Origin of the sequence: Collinsella sp. zg1085, assembly GCF_018889955.1 — a bacterium.
Lineage (GTDB): Bacteria > Actinomycetota > Coriobacteriia > Coriobacteriales > Coriobacteriaceae > Collinsella.
Map to the genome: position 1 here is coordinate 1,518,538 of NZ_CP076545.1, position 21,679 is coordinate 1,540,216.

At 49.2% G+C, this 21,679-nt stretch carries 17 protein-coding genes; 1 reads left to right on the forward strand and 16 read right to left on the reverse strand.

The window, feature by feature from the left end; genetic code table 11:
- Positions 1-149 precede the first annotated feature (149 nt).
- From rsgA to KPC83_RS06495, 10 genes are all read right to left on the reverse strand, one after another.
- Positions 150-1,331 (reverse strand): ribosome small subunit-dependent GTPase A, encoded by a 1,182-nt coding sequence (gene rsgA / locus KPC83_RS06450; RefSeq protein ID WP_253200908.1) that lies wholly within the window; start codon positions 1,329-1,331, stop codon positions 150-152.
- A 441-nt stretch (positions 1,332-1,772) separates the two neighbouring features.
- A complete protein-coding gene (locus KPC83_RS06455; protein ID WP_216278434.1) occupies positions 1,773-4,448 on the reverse strand; it encodes a cation-translocating P-type ATPase in 2,676 nt (891 codons plus the stop codon).
- A gap of 201 nt (positions 4,449-4,649) precedes the next feature.
- Positions 4,650-5,894, reverse strand: coding sequence for an ATP-binding protein (locus tag KPC83_RS06460; protein WP_216278435.1), 1,245 nt, complete (start codon positions 5,892-5,894; stop codon positions 4,650-4,652).
- Positions 5,895-6,077: 183 nt separating this feature from the next.
- Positions 6,078-6,566 (reverse strand): YhcH/YjgK/YiaL family protein, encoded by a 489-nt coding sequence (locus KPC83_RS06465; protein ID WP_216278436.1) that lies wholly within the window; start codon positions 6,564-6,566, stop codon positions 6,078-6,080.
- Positions 6,567-6,682: 116 nt separating this feature from the next.
- Complete coding sequence (locus KPC83_RS06470; protein ID WP_216278437.1) at positions 6,683-7,843, reverse strand: exo-alpha-sialidase; 1,161 nt, start codon at positions 7,841-7,843, stop codon at positions 6,683-6,685.
- Between the two features lie 77 nt (positions 7,844-7,920).
- On the reverse strand, positions 7,921-9,207 hold the full coding sequence (locus KPC83_RS06475; RefSeq protein WP_216278438.1) for an SLC13 family permease: 1,287 nt from the start codon (positions 9,205-9,207) through the stop codon (positions 7,921-7,923).
- Positions 9,208-9,343: 136 nt separating this feature from the next.
- Complete coding sequence (pdxA, locus tag KPC83_RS06480; protein WP_216278439.1) at positions 9,344-10,399, reverse strand: 4-hydroxythreonine-4-phosphate dehydrogenase PdxA; 1,056 nt, start codon at positions 10,397-10,399, stop codon at positions 9,344-9,346.
- Positions 10,400-11,296 (reverse strand): 4-hydroxy-tetrahydrodipicolinate synthase, encoded by an 897-nt coding sequence (dapA, locus tag KPC83_RS06485; RefSeq protein ID WP_216278440.1) that lies wholly within the window; start codon positions 11,294-11,296, stop codon positions 10,400-10,402.
- A 72-nt stretch (positions 11,297-11,368) separates the two neighbouring features.
- Entirely contained in the window at positions 11,369-12,523 is a 1,155-nt protein-coding gene (locus tag KPC83_RS06490) for an iron-containing alcohol dehydrogenase (protein ID WP_216278441.1), read from the reverse strand.
- A gap of 45 nt (positions 12,524-12,568) precedes the next feature.
- Positions 12,569-13,840 carry a four-carbon acid sugar kinase family protein gene (locus tag KPC83_RS06495; RefSeq protein WP_216278442.1) on the reverse strand — a complete coding sequence of 424 codons (1,272 nt, stop codon included), beginning with the start codon at positions 13,838-13,840 and terminating at the stop codon, positions 12,569-12,571.
- Between the two features lie 256 nt (positions 13,841-14,096).
- On the opposite strand from KPC83_RS06495, the gene KPC83_RS06500 reads away from it, so the two are divergent.
- Entirely contained in the window at positions 14,097-15,881 is a 1,785-nt protein-coding gene (locus KPC83_RS06500; RefSeq protein WP_216278443.1) for a sigma-54-dependent Fis family transcriptional regulator, read from the forward strand.
- 83 nt (positions 15,882-15,964) lie between these two features.
- Here KPC83_RS06500 and KPC83_RS06505 read toward each other — a convergent pair whose 3' ends face one another.
- From KPC83_RS06505 to KPC83_RS06530, 6 genes are all read right to left on the reverse strand, one after another.
- Positions 15,965-16,471: a helix-turn-helix domain-containing protein gene (locus KPC83_RS06505; protein WP_216278444.1), complete on the reverse strand. Its 507-nt coding sequence runs from the start codon at positions 16,469-16,471 to the stop codon at positions 15,965-15,967.
- Positions 16,472-16,655: 184 nt separating this feature from the next.
- Complete coding sequence (locus tag KPC83_RS06510; RefSeq protein WP_216278445.1) at positions 16,656-17,666, reverse strand: cyclase family protein; 1,011 nt, start codon at positions 17,664-17,666, stop codon at positions 16,656-16,658.
- Between the two features lie 76 nt (positions 17,667-17,742).
- The gene (locus tag KPC83_RS06515; RefSeq protein WP_216278446.1) at positions 17,743-18,552 is read right to left on the reverse strand and encodes an SDR family NAD(P)-dependent oxidoreductase; all 810 of its coding nucleotides are present in this window, start codon (positions 18,550-18,552) and stop codon (positions 17,743-17,745) included.
- Between the two features lie 11 nt (positions 18,553-18,563).
- The gene (locus tag KPC83_RS06520) at positions 18,564-18,914 is read right to left on the reverse strand and encodes a cupin domain-containing protein (RefSeq protein WP_216278447.1); all 351 of its coding nucleotides are present in this window, start codon (positions 18,912-18,914) and stop codon (positions 18,564-18,566) included.
- Between the two features lie 24 nt (positions 18,915-18,938).
- The gene (gene deoC / locus KPC83_RS06525) at positions 18,939-19,643 is read right to left on the reverse strand and encodes a deoxyribose-phosphate aldolase (RefSeq protein ID WP_216278448.1); all 705 of its coding nucleotides are present in this window, start codon (positions 19,641-19,643) and stop codon (positions 18,939-18,941) included.
- A 90-nt stretch (positions 19,644-19,733) separates the two neighbouring features.
- Positions 19,734-21,254: a CoA-acylating methylmalonate-semialdehyde dehydrogenase gene (locus tag KPC83_RS06530; protein ID WP_216278449.1), complete on the reverse strand. Its 1,521-nt coding sequence runs from the start codon at positions 21,252-21,254 to the stop codon at positions 19,734-19,736.
- Positions 21,255-21,679: the final 425 nt, after the last annotated feature.

Below are 21,679 nucleotides of genomic sequence, written 5' to 3' on the forward strand. Positions count from 1 at the left end.
TCAAAGCGTCTTCCTATTCCGACGCATGCATCTGCCACGTGTGTAAGATTTTGGGAAGCTACAAATTAGATTTTGGATAGAACTAAGCTATATAAAAACGCCCCATCTTTCAGAGACAGGGCACCGAGCTCTGTATTTGCTTATTGCGATTATGAAAGTTTAATATCGGGGTCGAGACTTTGGGCGCTCACGCGCATCTCTTCTGCCAATAAAGAAAATGCTTCAAAACGTTCAGGATGAAGCTCTCCACATGAAATAGCCGCAAGAACTTCACAGCCCGGCTCATGACGATGCGTACAATCTCTAAAGCGGCACGATTGAGCTAGACGGGCAATATCGGCAAAGCTCTGCGCAAGCCCTCGCTCGTGTCCCACAAGCGGTAAACTTCTAAGTCCCGGTGCATCTACCAAAACACCAGCGTTACCAGGAATTTTGCACATCATGCGCGCAACGGTTGTATGCCTGCCCATATCATCGCGCTCGCGAACATCACTTGTTTTGAGCGTCTCGTGTCCCAACAACGCGTTAATAAGTGTTGACTTACCCGCTCCGCTTTCGCCCAAAATCATAGATAGCTGACCCGGCTTAATACAGGCACGCAGCTCTTCAAGCCCTTCTTGTTGCTTTGATGAGGTCATAACAATGCGCACATCATCGCCCGCAATAATGCGCGCTTCAGAACACGCTTGCTCACGTTCTGCATCGCACGCGCGGTCACCTTTGGTAAATACAATGACCGGTTTAGCTCCACAATCCCTGCTTAACACAAGCGCTCGGGCAATGCGGTTATATCGAAAACCGGCCGAATCGCGCGAACCGCCGAGAGGAATAACCACCAAGATAGTATGTACATTTGCAGCAAGAACCTGACGCTCGCCGCGATTTTTTCCACGCCAGCGCTCAAATGAAGTTGTTCGAGGAAGCACCGCTTCGATTACGCCTTTATCATGCTTTGGGTCTACCCTAACAGCAACCCAATCGCCAATAGTTGGCAACAGGTGCTGTTCTTGCTTTTTTGCAAAATGAACGGCATGTTCTGCGCGTAGCATTGCCGTATCACTAACTACCAGAGGAAATCCTCGGTCAAGACGTGCTACATAACCAAGCCGGATATAACTCGCTTGCACCGCATCAATTAAAGCAGCTGTTTCAACAACGCGCTGAAACGCAGCATGTTGTTCATCAGAACAGCTTAAATCTGCGAACACTGGTACATCAATAAATGAGTCGATTGCAGGTAGAGCATCATGAGACACAGACAAATCTGTGGGCACAGCCTGAAGCGCGTGGCCATGCTTATTCTTACGCTGTTCGCGACGCTGTTTTCCCACATACGCTCCTTGTTTGTCCTGTTGCACGGTCAGTATACCGCGCATTGAGTGTTAACCCAAACGCTCATACCATGACCGGCAAGACTTTGTACATACCAGGACAAAAACAAACGTTGACAGAGCGTGATTGAGCATCGAGTACAAAAGGCAACCGATAGAACCGAGGGGAACAGCTATAACAAAAGGCAACCGGGTGAACCGAGGGGGAACATCGGGCACAAAAAACAACCAGCTGAACCCAAAACGGGACAATTACAGCAAAAGGCGAAATGCCATTTCTTTAGAAACTTTTGCAAAGCTCAGTTCCCATGAAACGGGCATTTCGCCTACTGTGCGCTCAATTAAGTTCAATTCAAATAGCGAACTTTTTCTCCTGACTCAGACACACCAGCTTATACTGGCAAAAAGACAGCTTATATACTGTCTACCAGTAACAAAAGCCTACTCACGCTCCAATCGACGCATAATAGCCTTATATAGCTCCATGAGCGGAATAATCAAAAACGCAAGGAACACTGCGCAAGCAAGCGCCTCCATGGGCAGAGGCATAAAGCCAAACATCTCAGCAAGCACATCAATCTCGACAACAGCAATGGTTAAGACCAAAGCAAAAGCGGCAGCAGCCCAGAGCCACATATTCTGCTTTTTCATGCTCAAAATTGACGCACGACGACTGCGCATATTAAAGCAGTGGAAAATCTCAACGAGTGACAGCGTAATAAAGGCCATAGTAACGCCCTCTTTATCAGCTCCACCTGCAATCATGTCGGCAATATGGATATATCCCATATCAAAGTAGACACCAACAAAGAACGACAGCAACACAAGCGCGGTAATAACAAGACCTTGTACCACGCAGTCCAAGCCCATACCATCGGCAAACACGCCGTCAGAGGCATTGCGCGGTTTGCGTTTCATGACATCGCCCTCGGCATCTTCGAGTCCAAGCGCCAGAGCTGGGAAGCAGTCCGTAATGAGGTTAATCCAAAGCAGTTGCACGGGCTGGAAAATCGTAAAGCCAATCAGCGTTGCAATAAAGACGGAAAAGACCTCAGCAAGGTTAGCCGACAAGAGGAACTGAATAACCTTGCGGATATTGTCATAGATGCGACGACCCTCTTCAACTGCGTGAATAATGGTTGCAAAGTTGTCGTCGGCAAGCACCATATCGGCAACGTTTTTGGTAACGTCTGTGCCAGTAATGCCCATGCCCACACCAATATCCGCGCGTTTAATAGATGGAGCGTCGTTAACACCATCGCCTGTCATAGCAACAATATTGCCGCGACTCTTCCATGCATCAACAATACGCGACTTATGCTCAGGCTGCACGCGCGCATATACGCTATAGCGTGTAACCGCTTCCTTAAAATCCTCGTCGCTAATATGGTCAAGCTCAGCGCCCGTAATTGCCTGACTTGCATCAGCAACAATGCCTAAATCTTTAGCTATGGCAACTGCGGTATCAATGTGATCTCCCGTAATCATAACGGGACGAATACCCGCCTCACGTGCCTCAACAATTGCTGTTGTTACCTCTGGGCGAACCGGGTCAATCATACCTGACAAACCGCAGAACACAAGACTGTGCTCAAGCGCCTCAGGCGCATAGTCGCTTGGCTCGTCATCCAAACTCCGACATGCAAGCGCCAACACGCGAAGCGCCTCGTCTGCCATTGCTTTATTTTCACGCAATAGCTCAGCGCGACGCTCATCACTCAGCGCGACTACCTCGCCATGTTCATAGATATGTGTACAAAGACCAATAATCACATCAGGTGCACCTTTTGTGAATTGGGTCAGCGTGCCAGCCATATCGCGCACCACAACACTCATCATCTTTCGACCTGAATCAAATGGTGCCTCACCAATACGTGCATACTGTGCGTCAAGCTGCGTTAGCCCTGCTGTTGCGGCATCATTTACCAGCGCACATTCGGTTGGTTCACCTACTGCGCTTTGCTCATCTGCGTCCCAGTGTGCATCGGAAGCAAGTGCCATACCTGTTAAGAACTGATTTTCAGGAGCAGCCAAAACGTGCTTAACCACTGTCATTTTGTTCTGTGTTAAGGTGCCCGTTTTATCGGAGCAAATTATTTGCGTACAACCAAGTGTTTCAACCGCCGTAAGCTTGCGAATAATTGCGTGCCGTTTGGACATCTTGGTTACACCCATAGACAGCACGATGGTCACCACTGCAACCAAGCCCTCAGGAATAGCGGCAACAGCTAGAGATACCGCAACCATAAAGGTATCTAAAATCATGTCAGGGTGCGCAAACAGCTCACTCCCATGACGCAGCAAATCAACTGCAAAAATAACAACACAAATTGCAATAACCATCAGGGTTAAGGTGCGAGAGAGCTGCGCAAGTTTAATTTGGAGTGGTGTAAGCTCCTTTTTAGCAGACGAAAGAGCGCTGGCAATTTTGCCCATCTCGGTTTTCATGCCAGTACCCGTAACCACCGCGCGACCACGACCATATACCACAACCGAGCCCATGTATACCATGTTTTTACGGTCGCCTAGAGGTACGTCATCGGTATCCATCGCAAGAGTAATTGCATCGGCATGCTTTTCGACAGGAACGGATTCGCCCGTTAGTGCTGCCTCTTCAATCTTCATACTCGCCGACTCAAGAACGCGCCCGTCTGCTGGCACCGAGTCACCAGCCTCAAGCAAAATAATATCGCCGGGTACCAGCTCTGCGCTTGGAAGCGACAAGAGCTTGCCGTCGCGTATCACCTTTGACTGCGCGGCACTCATTTCTTGCAGAGCGGCAAGCGCCTCTTCACTTTTTGCCTCTTGCACAACACCCAACACCGCATTGATAACAACCACGGTCAGAATAATAACCACATCAGCAATCTCGGCCTCACCCTGAATAAGACCCGAGATATACGAAATAGCAGCTGCAACCAGCAGCATGATGACCATAGGGTCGGCCATCTGCTCAAAGAAGCGCTTCCACAACGGGTCGCTTTCTTCTTCGTCAAGCTTATTTGGACCTACGCTTGCAAGACGACTTGCGGCAACATCGGCAGTCAATCCTGCGTCGGTACTTGTAGTTTGAGCTGCAAGTACATCCTCAGCCGAAGCTAAGTATTCTTTTTGCATATGTTCCCCTCCTGGGATGTTCAAAGCCACTCAGCAGATTGATGCCCGATTATAATTCCCCAGGAGAGGGGCAAGGGCCCATCAAGGCTGCCGTGCCGAGTGGCAGCTGAATGACAGAGTAATCATACCCGATACCGCACGGCGTAACCGAAGATTCAAGATTGTTCTGCGCATGCGTCTATTATCTTTCGCGCGCAAACCTTATTTAGGCCGCTCATCACGGGTATCGAGCAACCAATCTATCATGTTAACAATACGGACACCTCGTTTCGTTACTCCGGTTTGATAACGATCAAGCGTGAGTACGTAGCAGGGAAAAGAATCCTCAAGCCCTTCAAATGGAGCAAGTTCACGTTTATATGTCTCTTGTCCTGAAAACTCATCGCACACTTGGATATACATACGTTCTTCTGCGCGGTGAGCCACATAATCAATCTCGCCTCGTTTCAATGCTCCCACCTCAACACGATACCCACGGCGAATCAGTTCATTAAAGACAACACACTCAAGTTGCGCTCCAAAATCATCAGGTGTGAAATCACTCATAAGATTGCGAAGACCTGTATCTGCTGGATAGAATTTGCGTTGTGGACGAAGCATCTGTTTTCCAGCCAAGCCAAACTGTCTACATTCCCGCATGATATAGGCATCTTTTAACGCACGAATATAATTGTCTATCGTCTCTACACTCGTACGCCGCCCCGAACTTGCAAGCGCGTTAACAATATTTCGGCTTGAAAAAAGATTGCCCGAGGTTGAAAACGTATATCTCACCAGCTTTGCCAACAAATCAAAGTCACTGATATGCGTGTGCGTTGCCACATCATTGAGAATAATTGTTTCATACACGGTGGTCAGCATCTCAATCATGCGCTCAGGTGTTCGCCTGTCCATTTCAAATTGTGCAGGCATGCCACCATAGCGTATAAAGGATGCAAACAAATCATCACGAGTCTCACCCTCAGAGTTTGTAGTCTTTGCAAACAGAACATACTCATCAAACGAAAGCGGATGAACATTGATGGTTACGTAACGACCGCCTAACAATGTTGCCAAATCTGAAGAAAGTACATGCGCATTTGACCCCGTGAGATATACATCTACGCGCTCCTCGGTATGTAGCCGACGAACAACCTTCTCCCAAGAACTCACCTCCTGAATCTCATCAAGCAATACATAAAAGTTCTGTGATTGATGAGACTGTTCTAAAGCCGTGTGAACCAGCTGTTGAAGCCACTCCGCTGTTGGATTGATAGGAAGACCAAGCTGGTCTAAACGCAGATAAATGACATTGTCCTTGCCCACCTCTGATGCTAGGCGATTGGCATAAGCCGATATGAGAGATGATTTTCCGCAACGCCGCATACCAGTTATAACTTTAATAACACTGCTATTGCGATAGCGCTCAATTTGCTTCTCATACTGTGGGCGGCTGATATATGCCATTACGTTGCTCCCTCAATATTGTCAGGTGAACTCGACAACTATATTAACTGGAGCAAAGTTGTCGAGTCAACTCGACAACTTTATCTTTTTTATCCATGTTGTCAGATTCACTCGACAACTTTATATCTCGCCGTCTCAGGGAGCACACTAACAACCTATCAAAGACCGCCGGTAAACCTGCTGCTATATCTCGTCCCAAAAAGCGTCGGCAAGAACCTTAAAGCAAACTTTTTTAAGCGGCGCTGGTTCTTCTCCAGCTGGTGCAAGATTGGGCATGTGCGGTTCATTTACCATAAAGATGGCAAAATGACCCTGCGCCAAGCTACCCTCAAGTACATCGGTGTTATCAGCAGCAGCATCGCAGTAACCTTTGTCAGCAAGCTCATCAAAAGGACCCGTGGGCACAACTGCGCTTGGCGTTGTACGAACGCGCTCAACCCCATCGAGGTCAACCTGCACATCGAGATACCGATGATGAATCTCAAAATGAGCATCTTCCAGCAGTTTTGTGCTTGTTTGCATAACGTTTGCAAAGACTCGGTTACCATCAATATCTGTTCTTCCCAAAGGCAACTCAGAAAGATTGTGCTCTTCGAGCCAGTCAATCAACACATCAAGACCCCGCGTAAGACCTCGATACAAGCCAAGGGCACTGAGTCCGTCATAAACCATATCTATATCCTTTCATATCTCTTGCCAATCTCTCACGCACGCCTTACGCGCCACCCGGCTGCGAAGCACACCTCACGTGCCTCACACATACACAGCCCATGTCTCTCCGTCTCTACCTAGCGGCTCACCTCACCTGACGTGGGGTTATACACACCTTCACCGCGCACAGTACCTATCACATCCTCCTCAGAAAGCTTGACCCACTTCACTCCGCGACGTGTCTGGTAGGCGTATGCGATATGCAACATGCCATCTGATGCCTGCATTAAGCAGGGATACTCGTACTGCCGATTGCTAAAACGGTTTTCTGAACCAACATAGCCCTCACCACGCTCAACAAAGCGAATAAGCGGGAAAGTCTTGCCACCGTCTTCAGAAAGTGCAATAGCAACGGGATTGCGCAGCGCTGGCCATGCTCCTTTAACGCCATAGGTGGCAGGCGCGGAGTTATGGTTATAAGCAAGGGCTACGCGCCCGCTGGCAAGCTTAACGGCAGCAATACCTGAGTTGTTGTTTGGCAAGGGTGTTGCCACCGGAGCACTCCAGCTATCGCCAAAATCAAACGATTCACTTCGGTATATAAAATCTGCCTCACGGCTGCGCATAAATGCAAGCAAATGTCCGCTTTTAAGCTCAACAATGCTTGGGTGTACACGACCAGCAGACCTTGGCATATCAACTCGACGCCAAGTAGCACCCTTATCATCAGAGATAGCAAAGGTGCTAGGGTCACCCGCAAGACCAGTTTCACTATCACGGCAAAGCCACAAGCCATAAATCCAGCGACCATTAGAGAGCACCTGAATAGCTTGGCGTGCAAAGGTACCCTCATCAGATAATACAAGCTCAGGCTCGGACCACGTTAGGCCATCATCGACGCTCACTTGACGCTTAATGACGCTGGTAAACTGCATGTTATCCTTGCCGTCCTCACGCCCCCGTTGTGAGGTATACAAGCACCAAATCTGGCCAGTGGGCGCCACAAAAAGAGACGGATTTTGATTTGAAAAATCATTATCACAGGAAATGTAGGCAGGCTCACTCCACTGGTCGCTTCCCTTTTCAAGGCGCGATACCACAATATTGACATCGGTGTCACCCTCGTACGTGCCGGCAAACCAGCAGCATAACAGTGTGCCTGCTGGCGTCTCAACAAGCCCTGGACCATGTGCGGTCTTCCATGGACCTGGCGGCAACATAGCCCCAACGTAGTTCATTTCTTCGTCGAAATACAGCTGCCCGTCAGGGGTATAGCCCAGAAGCGCTTTAATTGCCATGATAATCTCGCAATCTTTGTTTGCATAACGGTTCAGCTCAACAAAGCGCTTGCCAAGCTGAACCCGATACTAAACCACTAAGCAGGGAACACAATCAGTGCGCCGGCAGTTAAGAAAAGCAGGCGAATAACATATTGCGGAATGGTGTATTTCCAAAATTCAACCATGGTGTACTGACCCATGCCAAACGCCATCGCAGGCAAGCCATCAATGGGCATATAGTGACCACTCCAACCCGAAAGAGTGACCGCAACAGCTGCTGCCATAGGGCTAATACCCATACCTTGACATACCGCAATAGCAAGCGGAGCAAAAATCATGACCGTGCCCACCTGAGAACCGGTAAAACATGCAAAGGTTGAGCAAAGCACCGCAAATACCAACACCACCACAAAGGCTGGAACACTGGTACCAATCGCGCCGGCAACTGTATTGCCCACAAGCGTTGACAAACCGGTATCAGCTAGGCAATTAGCAACAGGAATAACGCCAGCGGTCATAAGAATGATGGGAGAAAATAGGTTGTCGCGATATTCATTAAAGTCAATAACCTTGATGAGCACCATAACCATAGCTGCAACACCGGGAATCATATAGGCGAGTGCACCAATTGAATCTACCATCATCATGGCAACAATAGAAACAGCAAAGGCAATCATAACGGTCCACTCACGCCAAGACTCCATGCGCGGCTCATCAGAAGAAGCGAGTGCATTTTTATTCTCAACGGTTGGCTCGGCCACAGGATGGCTGGGCAAGAAACGGTATCCAATCACCGCCCACAGCAAAAAGCCTGCAGATAAAAACAACGAGACCAGTGCAAACTGCATCATAGTGAGATTAGATGAATCCAGACCCGAAGCGGATAGCACCGAGATAGCAACGCCATATTGCAGTGCCACATTAATAGGAATGAGCGGATGGTTTGATGCAATACCTAAGGGCAAAATAAGCTTGGAGCCCGGTAGTTTCTCGTTATAGGGCATAGTTACTACCAGCGAGAAGGTGAGCACATAAAACGCCGTTGAGCCCATACCTACAATGGAAGCGCCCAGCATCACCACAATCACCAAAGCAACGTAACTCTTAAAGCCACCAATCTCAACAAGGCGCGTCATTGCGTCTTTAACCTTAAGAATGAGCGAGGTTTTTTGAATAGCAGCAAGAATTACCATGAAAAAAGCCAGCATCCAAACGGTCGAATTAGTAAAGCCGGCAAACGCATAGCTCACATCGCCCAAACCAAATAACACGATGAGGACGCACGCCGCAATAGGCGGCAAGCCAAACGGCAATACGTCAAACATAATCATCGCAATCATGGCGAGAAGAACGACGAGCGAAAGAATCATCGCGGTAGTCATCCTAATCTCCTTTCTGTGACTTGCTGCACAGCGGTGCAGCAACCTGAGGTAGCCGCTTTGGCACCTACCTATATGCCTACGCTCTTGTCTTTTGCTAAAACCTACTAAGAGCGTTCTACAACTTGTCTAGGAAGCCCTACCGTGAACGAGCGAGACGCAACGCAAAATCAATGGCGTTGACCAGCGAAGACTCACTTGAGCTTCCCTTGCCTGCTAGAGCAAAACCCGTGCCGTGGTCAACCGAGGTGCGAATAATTGGCAAACCAAGCGTTACGTTGACACCTTCAACTGCGTCCCATGCCTGCTGTGCACGGTCATATACAAAACCGATTGTCTTTGTTGGAATATGTCCTTGGTCGTGATACATACAAACGGTTAGGTCATACCAGCCACCACGCATCTCAGGAAACACCGTATCGGGCGGACAAGGGCCAACCGCGTCTATCCCTTGAGCTCGCGCATCGTTAATAGCCGGAATAATCTCTTCGATTTCTTCGCGTCCAAATAAACCGTGCTCACCGGCGTGAGGGTTTAAGCCTGCAACTGCGATTTTGGGGTTCTCAATACCAAGACCACGGCATGCCTGCCACCCAAGCTCAATAACCTCCAGCACACGTGCGCGCTTTACTCGCTCGCACGCTTCGCGCAGCGAACAGTGGGTTGATACATGAGCCACACGAAAGTCATGATGAGCAAGCATCATTGTGTACTTTTTTGTCTTGGTATAGGTGGCATAAATCTCAGTGTGACCGTCAAAGTGCTTACCCTGCGGCTCAAGTGCTAAATTCATCGCCTCTTTATTCAAAGCATTAGTTACCGTTGCATCAACCTTGCCTTCCATAGCAAGCTCAATAAGCGTTCGCACTGATTCAAACGCTGCCCAGCCACCCTCAACTGAAACCTCGCCCAAGCGAAAAGACCGAACGTCCTTTACTAAATCGAGATGGTAAACATCGATGATACCGGCTTCAAAGCGTGCATCTTCAAGAGCGCTTATAGCGTTAATTTCAATCTCAGGGTGGTTTACAAAGGTACGCGCCTGAGCAAGCATTTTTGCATCTCCCACGACAAGTGGGCAGCAACGCTCATATAGCGAGGCATCGGCCAGCGCCTTAACCGTAATCTCAGGACCGTTTCCCGCAGGATCGCCCATCGATATTCCCACGATGGGTCGTGAAACAGCGGCGCTCATTTAACGCATTCCCTTCGCGGTATCAGCTGCAAGAACACGTTTCAGCTCTTCAACGCCCTCGTCACAAAGATAGTTAAACGGAGCACGACAGGCTCCTACGGGATGCCCCAACAGCTTAACCGCCGTCTTTACCACCGTGTTGGGATTGCCATATTTGAAGCAAGCTCGCAGTGCTGCAACATTTGCCTGACACGCCTCCGCTTCCTCAAGCTTGCCAGCAGCCCAATTCTCATAAATTCCCACCATGTTTTTGGGATATACGTTAGCACAGCCCGCAATCGCACCCGTCGCACCAGCCTGTAAGGCACGCAAAATGAGTGCATCATTGCCCGAAAGCACGTCAAAATCTAAATCGCGCGTCTGCTCAATATAGGCAGACAGATTATCCCAATCACCTGACGAATCCTTTGCCCCTACAATGTTATCGATAGCCGCCAGCTCAACAACAGTCTCTGGCTCAAGGGCGTTGCCTGTACGTGCTGGAATGTTATACAGCACAATAGGCATCTGAGGCACTGCAGCAGCCACACGTCGATAATGCTCAGCAAGCTCATGTTGGCTTGCCTTAGCAAAGCTTGGCGTAATAACCGATAAAACATCAGCGCCTGCAGCCTCAGCCATTTTGCACTGTTCAATGGTCTCGCGTGTTGAAATACAACCGGTGCCTGCATACACCGGAACACGACCAGCCACCTGCTCAATTACTGTCTCAAGCACAAGCTTTTTTTCTGCACACGAAAGAATATAACCCTCTCCGTTTGTTCCAAAAGGAAATATGCCATGGATACCCGCCTCAATTTGGCGGTCAACCTGCCGACGAAGCTCCTCAAGGTTGACGCTCTCGTCCTCATGCATGGGCGTCACAATAGGGACAACGATGCCCTTCAATGTGATCATTGCCACTCCTTTCACTCGACAACACAGCCGCTCTTCTTTTCAGCCACTAACTGGTATGGCTGCCTTCAAGCCTTAGATAATCTGCTGGTAGATAGCGCGCGCTGCCTCGGGGCTTACTTCGCGCCGGTTATTAACCAGCAAGCGCGTGACCTCCATACCAGAGGCAACAAGCGAATCTAAATCAACGTTGTCCACACCCAAGGCTCCCAAATTTGCAGGCATATCTAGGTGCTTTACAATCTCGTCCATACGCGCCAGCAGAGCCGCACTTTTTTCTTCGTTTGTTTTAGCATCGCCTGCTATACAGCGGTCATAAGCTTTTGCAAATAGCTCAACACAGGCAGGCTCGTTGTAGTGCATAACAGGCATTAACAAAATGGCATTAGAAACACCATGTGCGACATGAAAGCGCCCGCCTAAGGGGTATGAAAGCGCATGAACCGCCGTTGTGCCGCTTGCCGAAATTGCAAAGCCAGCATAAAAACTAGCCAGCTGCATATTCTTTTTAGCTTCAAGTGCCTCCACGTCATCACAGGCAGCTTCAATGTTTTTGAGAATCAAATCAAGTGCTTCAAGAGCAAATATATCGCTCAAGGGATTTGCTTTTTTACTCGTAAAGCACTCAATAGCATGGCATAGTGCATCAAGCCCAGTGGCTGCAGCAATGGAGCGCGGCAGCCCCTTGATAAACACCACATCAAGAATAACCGCATCGGCCATCATGGCATCAGATACTATACCTATCTTGAGCTCACGCTCCGGCACCGCAACAATTGCATTAGGTGTAACCTCAGCTCCTGTACCTGCGGTAGTTGGCATCATTACTGTTGGAACCCGCTTCTTGGCAAGGTTTGGCTGGTCGAGTAAATCTACAATGCTGTACTCGTCGGTTGCCAATACCGAAACCAGCTTGGCAGCATCCATAGCCGAGCCACCACCAATGGCAAGAATCAAATCAGCGCCAGTTGCACAGAACCAGTCAACATTTTTCTGCACATCGTGATAACTCGGCTCAGGCACTAAATCGGTAGTCATCTCAACGCTGGCTCCCGCTTGCTCAATGATGGCAATGGCAGCATCGGCAAGACCCAATTTCGCAATTGACGCATCGCAAAACAGCGCAACCTTCGTAGCGCCTGTACTCTCAAGCACCAGCGCAAGGTTTTCGGTAGCCTGCTCACCAGCGTATACTGCATGAGGGAGCCCTAAACTGTACGAATTGAGCATGGTGTTTCTCCTTCTCTTGTGAGTGAATCCGTAAACAACAAATGGCTATGCAGCCGATGTATAAAGCTGTTGCGATATACGAAAAAATAAGTCAGGCTCGCCAAAGCCACCCGATTTAGACACGATGCGTACCGTACGCCCTTCAAGCTCAAGCTCAGAGACCACCACTCCAGGCGCAAACTCAAACAGCATGCGCAAACGCGAAATATGCAAATATTCAAGCAAGGCAAGCAGCACATCGCCACCCATAACGAGGATGTTTTCTATAGAACCCTGACGAAGCAGCTCACCAGCGATAGCACCAAGATTAGCCGCCGTGTAGTCACGAAGGTCAGAGATACCTACAAGACCTGCCTGTTCAACGTCATCTTGATTAACGCGCGTACTCGCATCAATAACCACCAGCGCATTTGTGCTCAACTCCTGAGAAACATGCTGCGCAAGTTGAGTAAGCTCTGACGTATGATGCCACGAGCTCTGTAATATCTGTGCAGCTGTCAGGCTATGCAGCGGAGCACCCGCTGCATGTGCCACTGCACATTGCTTAACCGAAACAGCATTCACACTGCCACAAAAAGCAACTATTGAGCCGCTCATATCCATATGCTGTGGCAGAGCTGACCCATGCTCTGGTAGCGCTTGCTCTGGCTTTGCAGCAAAAAACACACGGGCAAGCGCGGACACTAAGCCCATGCATCCGGCAAGCAACAGCGGACGAGTGTTCTTGAGCTCTGCTACACGCCTATCAAGTTCTTCATTGGTAATTGCGTCGTATACCGCAATGCCTGGGCTATGCGAGAGGGCTTTGCTTATAGCAACTTCGCTCACTGCTTGCATGCTTTGCTGAGCAATAATATCTGCCACACGTGAAGTTGTAACCGGTTCAAACGGGTCAGACCCAAGAGCAGTTTCTGCCACCGGTATATCTGTAATATAGTGAACGCCGCCGCACGTCACGCGATTCATTGCGGGAAGCGACGGCATAAAATGCAAGGTTGTTGCACTATGCGCCATCAACGCACCTTCAAGCTCAGCACCAATATTGCCACGGAGTATCGAATCGGTCTTTTTTACAATCAGCGGCACACCCGCTTGTACTGCTTCCCCAACCAGTTGCGCTATGCGTTTGCGCGCTTCTTCGGCAGGCAAATGACGAGTTGCAGCATTAACTGAAAGCACCTGAACTTGTTCATCGAGGCACTCAAGCGACAATATGGATAACGGAGTAGTGCATACTTCGACACCACAGTGAATAAGTGGAGCAGCGGCGTCGAGTGCTCCAGTTAAATCGTCAGCAATAACGAGTAGCTTAAGCACCTTTGCCTCCTCCCCTTTGTACCAGCTTTGGTGTTTGTTCTAGCTTTGGTATTTCCATAGTAGGGAGCTCGTACAAACTCCGAAACGTACGAATCACCTATTTTTGTCTAAAAATTGAACGTTTTATAAAACTGAGTGTTGAGTATTTGAACAATCAATAAGCCAGGCTCTATACTACCGATGAGCATTTACGCACGTCAGAGCTAGCATTCAGGCTGCGTAACACACGCCACGAATACATCAGCAAGGAGTATATATGCAGGTCTTAGCCCTTGCCCCTTATCCAGCGCTGCTTCCCATCATCGAAGAAGTTGCCCATGACTATCCCGACCTTGAGGTCACCCCTGCAAGCGGCAACCTTGATGAGGCTTTTATCTCTGCCTTATCGGTCTTTCATAAAGACTTTGACGCAGTTATTTCGCGCGGTGGCACGGCAGAATCGCTTGAAGAGGAATTTTCGCTCCCTATCATTGCAATTAAGGTTTCGCCCTTTGATATTGTGCGCTGTGTACAGCAAACAGGGGCTCAAACAGGGCATATTGCAGCTGTTGGCTTTCGCAGTATTCTTGCCGATATTCCGCAAACTGCTGAGCTTCTTGGGTTTCATATTGATTGCTTTCCCATCGATTTTGAGGATGAGCTTGATGAGGTTCTTAACCACATTGAACACATCGGTTATGACGCGGTCATAGGAGATGCTATTGCAAGCTCTCAAGCACAAAAACGTGGTCTTAATGCAGCACTTATAGCGTCTGGGCATGAAAGCGTGCGCGAAGCATTTGAGCGTGCCCAGCTGGTGCTTTCAAATGCGCGAAAAATCAATGCGCGAGAGCAATTGTTGCGCGACATTGTGCGACTACAAGGTATTCGATTAGCAGTTTTTTCTGGAGATGGAGAACTTTCCTACACTACCTTGGCATCTGATGAGCATGGGCTGCTTGATGAGCTCACGCGCCACGCACGAAAAGGACTTCCGCCTAAGCGTTTTCTCTTTCGTCGCGATGGAGCCCTCTATTCTGTACGTTCACTAGTGCATGAACGCGAAGGCAAACGACAGCTCGCCTTTACCATTAGTTCTGAGCTTATTCCCGGTAAAAACCGACAAACAGGCATAAGCTATCTCACACAACTTGATATTGAAGCCAGCTACCACACCAGTACCTTTGCAATTTTGGAAGCCGACGCTGAGCTAAAAACTGCACTACAGCGTATGGGCAGCTCTAGCCGCCCGGTCTTTATTGCTGGCGAGACAGGGAGCGGTAAACCGCGCGTTGTGCAGTTACTCTATCTGCTAAGCCCTTATACCAGCCAGCCGTATATTGAAATTAACTGCGATATTATTGATGACGCTGCTTGGGATTTTCTCATTTCTGATCACCGCTCACCGCTTTTTGAAGCGGGTTTTTTTATTGCCTTTAGAAGCCTTCATATGCTGAGTGCACTACGTTGGCGAAGCTTACTTGGAGTTATTCAGCGCACACGGCTCGCCGATCGAAGTAAGCTTGTCTTTTCTTATAACCTGCTCAAAACGGGTGAAGAGCCCGAGGTTGCTCGTCACTTTGCCGATGTCCTTGACGGATTTCGCATCAACGTGCCGCCACTTCGTCGTATAAAAATAAGCGCGTATGCCTGTGAGCGCTATCTCAAGGCTTTAGCACAGCGCGACGGGCAAGACGCCCCCGTGCTCAGTGACGAAGCTATTGAAATTATTAACTCATATCATTGGCCGCGCAATATTCTCCAATTTAAGCAGGTTATGAACTGGGCTTATGCCACAGCGCAAGAACATGTCATCACAGCTGCCACCCTCCGCGATGCTCTGCATCACGAGTCTACGGTGCGCTTTTCGTCTGTCTCAACCCCTGATGCCGCCTCTATGATTGACGTGCTCAAACCACTGTCCGAAACCACAGCAGAAATTGCCCGCATGGTTGTTGAAAGCTATGGAGGCAATCGTAGCGTAGCAGCGAAGACACTCGGCATCAGTCGAACCACACTCTGGAGTATGCTTAAGCGGAGCGACGAACGCACGCATAGATAGCGCCGTAGTTTGGCATGGCGGCGGCATCGCAGCGGACACGAAGCCCAAACACAGCGTTGTAGCAAAGCGCTTGGCAGGGTCTTCTACAGGCTTATATCGCTTTCGTCTTTTAAGAGAGGTACATGCTCAGACACAGCAAGGTCACCTAGAGCCTCATCAGCCACAATCTCTTCAGGCTCCATTGGCTCGGCTCCGTGAACAACCAACGCATCAGGGTCAAGCGGAATACCCTTGCGATGCATATCGCGCACACTCCAATAATAGATACTATCAAGTATAGGAATGAGCTCTTGTCCCGACTCAGTTAGACCATAGCTTACAGCCGGAGGATACATGCTCGAATCAACACAGCGCACAACAACCCCCGCTTTGATAAGGTCGCTGATTTGCTTGCTTAACACCTTTTCAGATACTTTAAGAACGCGGCAGGTCTGATTAAAACGTATAGAGCCAAAATGTGCCATCTCCCGCAGAATTGTCATTTTCCACTTACCGCCAAACACCGACAGCACATGCTGGTACGGATTCTCTGCCCGCACTCGAGACGTTCGACTTGCTACACGTGGGTCATTTGAGTTGATTCTGCTCATATGGCATCACTTACCAACAATTCTCATGCTCAATATTTTTGAACAGTAGTTTTATAACTATATATTTACAACCTGTCCTGAAAGAAACTTATTCGGTAAACGGTAGTATTGCATTGAATGCAAAAGCTAAGCTCACCTCTGCAAAAGGTATACAGAGGCGAGCTAAGGCGCGGCTTCTTAAGCCTTACTTGTTACGTGCAAAAAGACGCTGGACATATTCAAGACCGCTGGCGCCATTGCCCTCAGGGTCACCATAGCCGGTTCCACCATACTTATAGGTGCGGTCTACAACACCAGCAACAACGTCGTCCTCATCAATCATTGCTACACAGCGTGCCATAGCGCCATCGCCCAAATACCAGCGCAGCGGGAAGCAGAAGAACTGGAAGCGTTTGCCACATACCTTATCAAGGTCGCCTCCCAAGTTCTCAACGCCCACGATGCCATGACCAAGCATCATCTTATGGCAGGGCTCCCAAGTTCCCCAGCAGCCAATTGCTTCGAGGTCACCAAACTTTTGGTCATATGCTTCCTGACCATGAAGGCGAATATATGTCTCTTTATCAAACTCTGCGTATGCTTCTTCGCCAAAGAGCTCCTGGTACTCTTCGGTGATGGGACGGCCCGTTGCGCCCAAAAGATTCATACGGGTCATACCGTTGTTGCCCATAGCCGTGTGTAGCGGGTGGTCAAGCGCTTGAGAGTCCATAGCCACGCATTTAAGCTTATGTTCAACAAACCACTTACCAGCTTCAACACCTGTACCAATCGCATAGTGATAATAAACTTTTGAATCGTCAAATAAACGATGCATGCCGGTATTCAGGCATAGCACCATACCTTCAAGCTCAGAAGGGTCAATACCTGCCTTTTTGCAGCCTGCTTCCAGATGCTCACCGGTAATGAGGCCCCATGGCTCAATGTCGATAGGGATACATACAGCATCACCCGTATACGCATCAATGGGCATTTCGTCGATATACCGCGCACGACGACCGTCAAACTCATACTCCATAACATGGCGCGGAGCATCGCAGTGTGTACCGGTATGCATGGTGCAGCTGATATTTTGGGTTAGCACGCCACCCTTAGCCATAGTATGCTTGCTGTTAATAGCCGGTTTATCAAAATATGGCCAGCGCGGAATCTCAGCGCTAAACGGATGCGTCAGGTCAATAAATACGTTCTTTCCCATGATAGTCTCCTTTAATATATAAACATCTCAACGCATGAAGCTGTAAAAGCAGTGCAGTTTGCCGATAAAAGCCCTCTTAGCAAGCCCAGTATCCGCCCGTTGCATCATAGTTGCCGCCTGTTAAGAAATCAGCAGCAGGTGAGGCAAGCAGCACAGCTAAACCTAAGAAATCGGATGGCTCGCCTAAGCGGCCAATGGGCAGGCGCTTTAGGAAATTTTGATACACAGCAGAGTCTGGATCAAACATCCACTCGGTTAAATCTGAGCGAAAAACCGTTGGATTAATTGTATTAACGTTGATGCCATATTGAGCAGAAAGGTCGCAGGCCATAGATTGAATCATAAGGTCGCAAGCACCCTTTGACGCGCAGTAGCCGGTATAGCCAGCCATGCCCATCTTTGAGCGTGCCGAAGAAACTACGACCATCTTGCCGCCTTTTCCTGCTTGAGCCATCTCCTCTGCAACCATCTTGCATACAATGTAGACGCTTTTCAGGTCTGCGTCCATGATGTAGGACCAATCCTCAACACTTTGCGTAAGAATGTTCTCAGGTTTGTTATAGCCATGAGCAACTGCAAGAATATCAACACCGCCAAACTCGCGCTTTGCAGCTTCAATCACCTGTGCAAATGAATCTGTGTCTGATGGGTCGGCTGCCACCGTGGTGCAAACTCCTCCCTCACCCTCGATTTGTACACGCAGAGCATCGAGTTTTTGAGCATTTCGAGCGGTCGCAACAACCTTTACCCCCTTGAGCGCATATGCAACTGCAATAGCCCCGCCCAAAGCACCGGTTGCACCGGTAACAATGGCAACACGGCCCTCTATATCAAAGAGATGGTCAACGGTGTCGCGGCTCACGTTTACAGGCTTGTTCTCAGACATGGCACGGCTCCTTATGCTTCGGGGTAATTGATAATGACCAGCATGGTTGCCGGAGCGTTAGACTTGTTAACGAGCCCGCGCCCCTCATTAGGCAAAAATGAAATAGACTCGTCCTTGTGAATCACGTACTCTGTGCCGTCTTTATCCGTCACGGTCATTTCGCCATCAAGAACGTAGTAAACCTTCTCAAGCGGATTGTCCTCATATGCCCACTCTGCTCCGCCACCGGGCAAAAACACTGAGCGACCAATCCAGAACTTCTGGGCACCCGTTTCGTCTTTGCCGTGCACGCGCATCGCCGTCATATCAAAATGTCCGGGTGCGCTATACGCTTCCAGCTGTGCAATCGTACGCTTAATCATGTTCTATTCCTTTCTCTATAGAACTTACTGCTGATGTTGTCCACGAGCCTCGCACCAAGCAAGATAGGCGCGATACTCATCAATGCAATCGGCGGCATACATAGTTCCAAACAGGCCTACACCCTCATCTATCAGGTGTAAAATGGTTGACATCATAAACGTATCGGGAAGCGCCGAAACCTTTACACGCGTGTTGCCAGAAACGTTATCAAGCATGACGCGCACCCGGTGATCAACCGATTTTCCCTGAGCATTCGTACCGCTCTTTGCATAGTCAATGCCTTCGGCTGAACAAATCTGAACTACGCGCGCTAGCTCGTCATCGGTTAAAAAGCAAGTCTCGATAATGAGCTTTGCCAAATTATTACCAGCTTTTTGGCGCAACGCCTTTACCTCACGCTCAACCAATTGCCAATCGCCGCCTTTAATGGCTCCCACGTTGGCAACTAAATCGATTGAGGTCGCACCCTGCGCCACCACTTCTTCCATCTCTTGGATTTTCATGTTGAGTGTTGTGGCACCATGCGGAAATGAGCAGGCAGCGCCAACGTGTACCCCTGAGCCAGCAAGCTCACGCGCTACCACCGACGTCCACACCGGCATGGTATAAAAACTTGCCACCTGATACTCACGTGCAATACGCGCTTGCTGAACAATTTCTTTTTCGGTAAGCGCTGGACTTAAAAATGCGGTGTCCAGGTGCTTAGCAAATGCTTCAACAGAAAGCATAGTTTCTCCCTTGCTTTTTATTGCTGATGATGCAGCAAATATGCAGCTATCTATAGGCATACAAGTATTTGCCTGCAGTCATGTTGCTTATTAGATGCGCTCGACAGTTCCTTCCCAGGAGTCAAGCTGACCCCGGCGCGCTATGTCGTCAAACCAATGTGTGGTAACTGTCTTTGCCCTCGTATAGAAGCGATAACCGTCTTGCCCTAATACGTGTTGATCGCCAAAGAAGGAATCTTTATTGCCCGAGAAGGGGTAGTAGGCTGAGGGCACCGGAATACCAACGTTTACTCCAACCATGCCGCCGTCGGTCTCACGCACAAATCGACGTGCAAAATAACCGTCCTGCGTAAAAATTGAGCTACCATTTGCAAAGGGATTTGCGTTCATAATGCGAATACCCTCGTCAAAATCGCGCACGCGCTTTATGGCAAGCACTGGACCAAATATTTCATCGCGTCCAATTGCCATGTCTTCTGTTACGTGATCAAAGATGGTCGCGCCCACAAAGAAGCCACCCTCACAACCAGCAGGAACCTCAGGATTGCGACCGTCCAAGACAAGAGTTGCGCCCTCATTGATGCCACGCTCAATCCATGAGAGCACGTGGTCGCGATGAGCAGCCGAGACCACCGGACCCAAACCCGTTGTAGGGTCATAGGCACGTCCAAGTTTGAGCGCTGCCGCCTTTTCTTTAACAAGTGCGACAAATTGATCGGCAATAGATTCTTCAACACATACCGCCGGAAGCGCCATGCAACGCTCGCCAGCGCAACCAAAGGCGGAATTCACCACCGCAGCTGCCGTTGCATCTAGGTCGCAATCGGCAAGCACCAAGGCATGATTTTTTGCCTCAGTTTGTGCCTGAACGCGCTTTCCATGCTCACCTGCACGGGCATAAACTTCGCGCCCAACACGCGTAGTGCCAACAAAGGTTACTGCCTTCACACGCGGGTCGGTAAGCAACAAATCAGCCTCATGATGGGTGCATGTCACCAAATTAACAACACCCGCTGGAAAACCTGCTTCGTCATAAAACAGCTCCAGCATACGCATAGCAGTAAGCGGGGTTGGAGTTGCAGCTTTTAACACAACCGTATTTCCGCAGGCAACAGCAAGCGGCACCATCCATCCCCATGGAATCATGGCAGGAAAGTTAAACGGAACAATACCTGCTACAACACCTAAAGGCTCACGATAGGTCGAGCAATCAAAGCCCGTGGTAACCTGCATGGCACCGGTGCCTTGCGATGCCAAAGGCAAAGCGCAGGCAAGCTCGGTTGGCTCAAGCGCCTTAAGCACGTCACCGCGCGCTTCATTCAAGTTTTTACCGTGCTCACGAGCACAAAGCTCGGTCAGTTCGTCTAAATAGCTATGAATAACTTCACGCCAGCGAAATAAATATTGAACGCGCTTAGAGAGTGAAACCTTGCTCCAAGACTCAAATGCCTCTTGAGCAGATGTAATAGCTGCCTCAACTTCAGCACTTGTACAACGAGGCACCTCAGCGATGGTATCGCCGGTAGAAGGGTCAAGCACCGGAATGTAGGTATCAGTTTTGCTTTCGCACCATTCGCCCCCAACATGGTATCCTTTTCGCTCAATTGACATAGTTTCCCTCTTTCTCTTACTTGTGTATGAATCCACGGATAAACCCCCAAATGGACTCACCTATCCTTGATGTACATGCTATGATTCGCACAAAAGTGCCAACAAGTACGCACTTTTATGGAAGCTCATTACCCCGCGGTAAGGACTTACTCAAAGGTAAGGGGATTCACCTTGCCGTTTTGCTGAATTTGCCTCTCTGTAAGAGCAAAAAGGTATTGAGCGCTCGTAAACCGGGATTTCAAGCACCAACCGTTCACGGGTCAAAAACGACCGTTCGCCGCAGCGTGTTAAGCCTGAGCCACGCCAAACTTCGGCATCTTGCATGCGCGTACAAAAAGCGGAGGGCACAGCGCGCAAAGCTCAGGCTGGATTCTATCCCGCACGCACACACAGCTTTTCTATAAAAAGCTCTTGAGTTGTAAAGT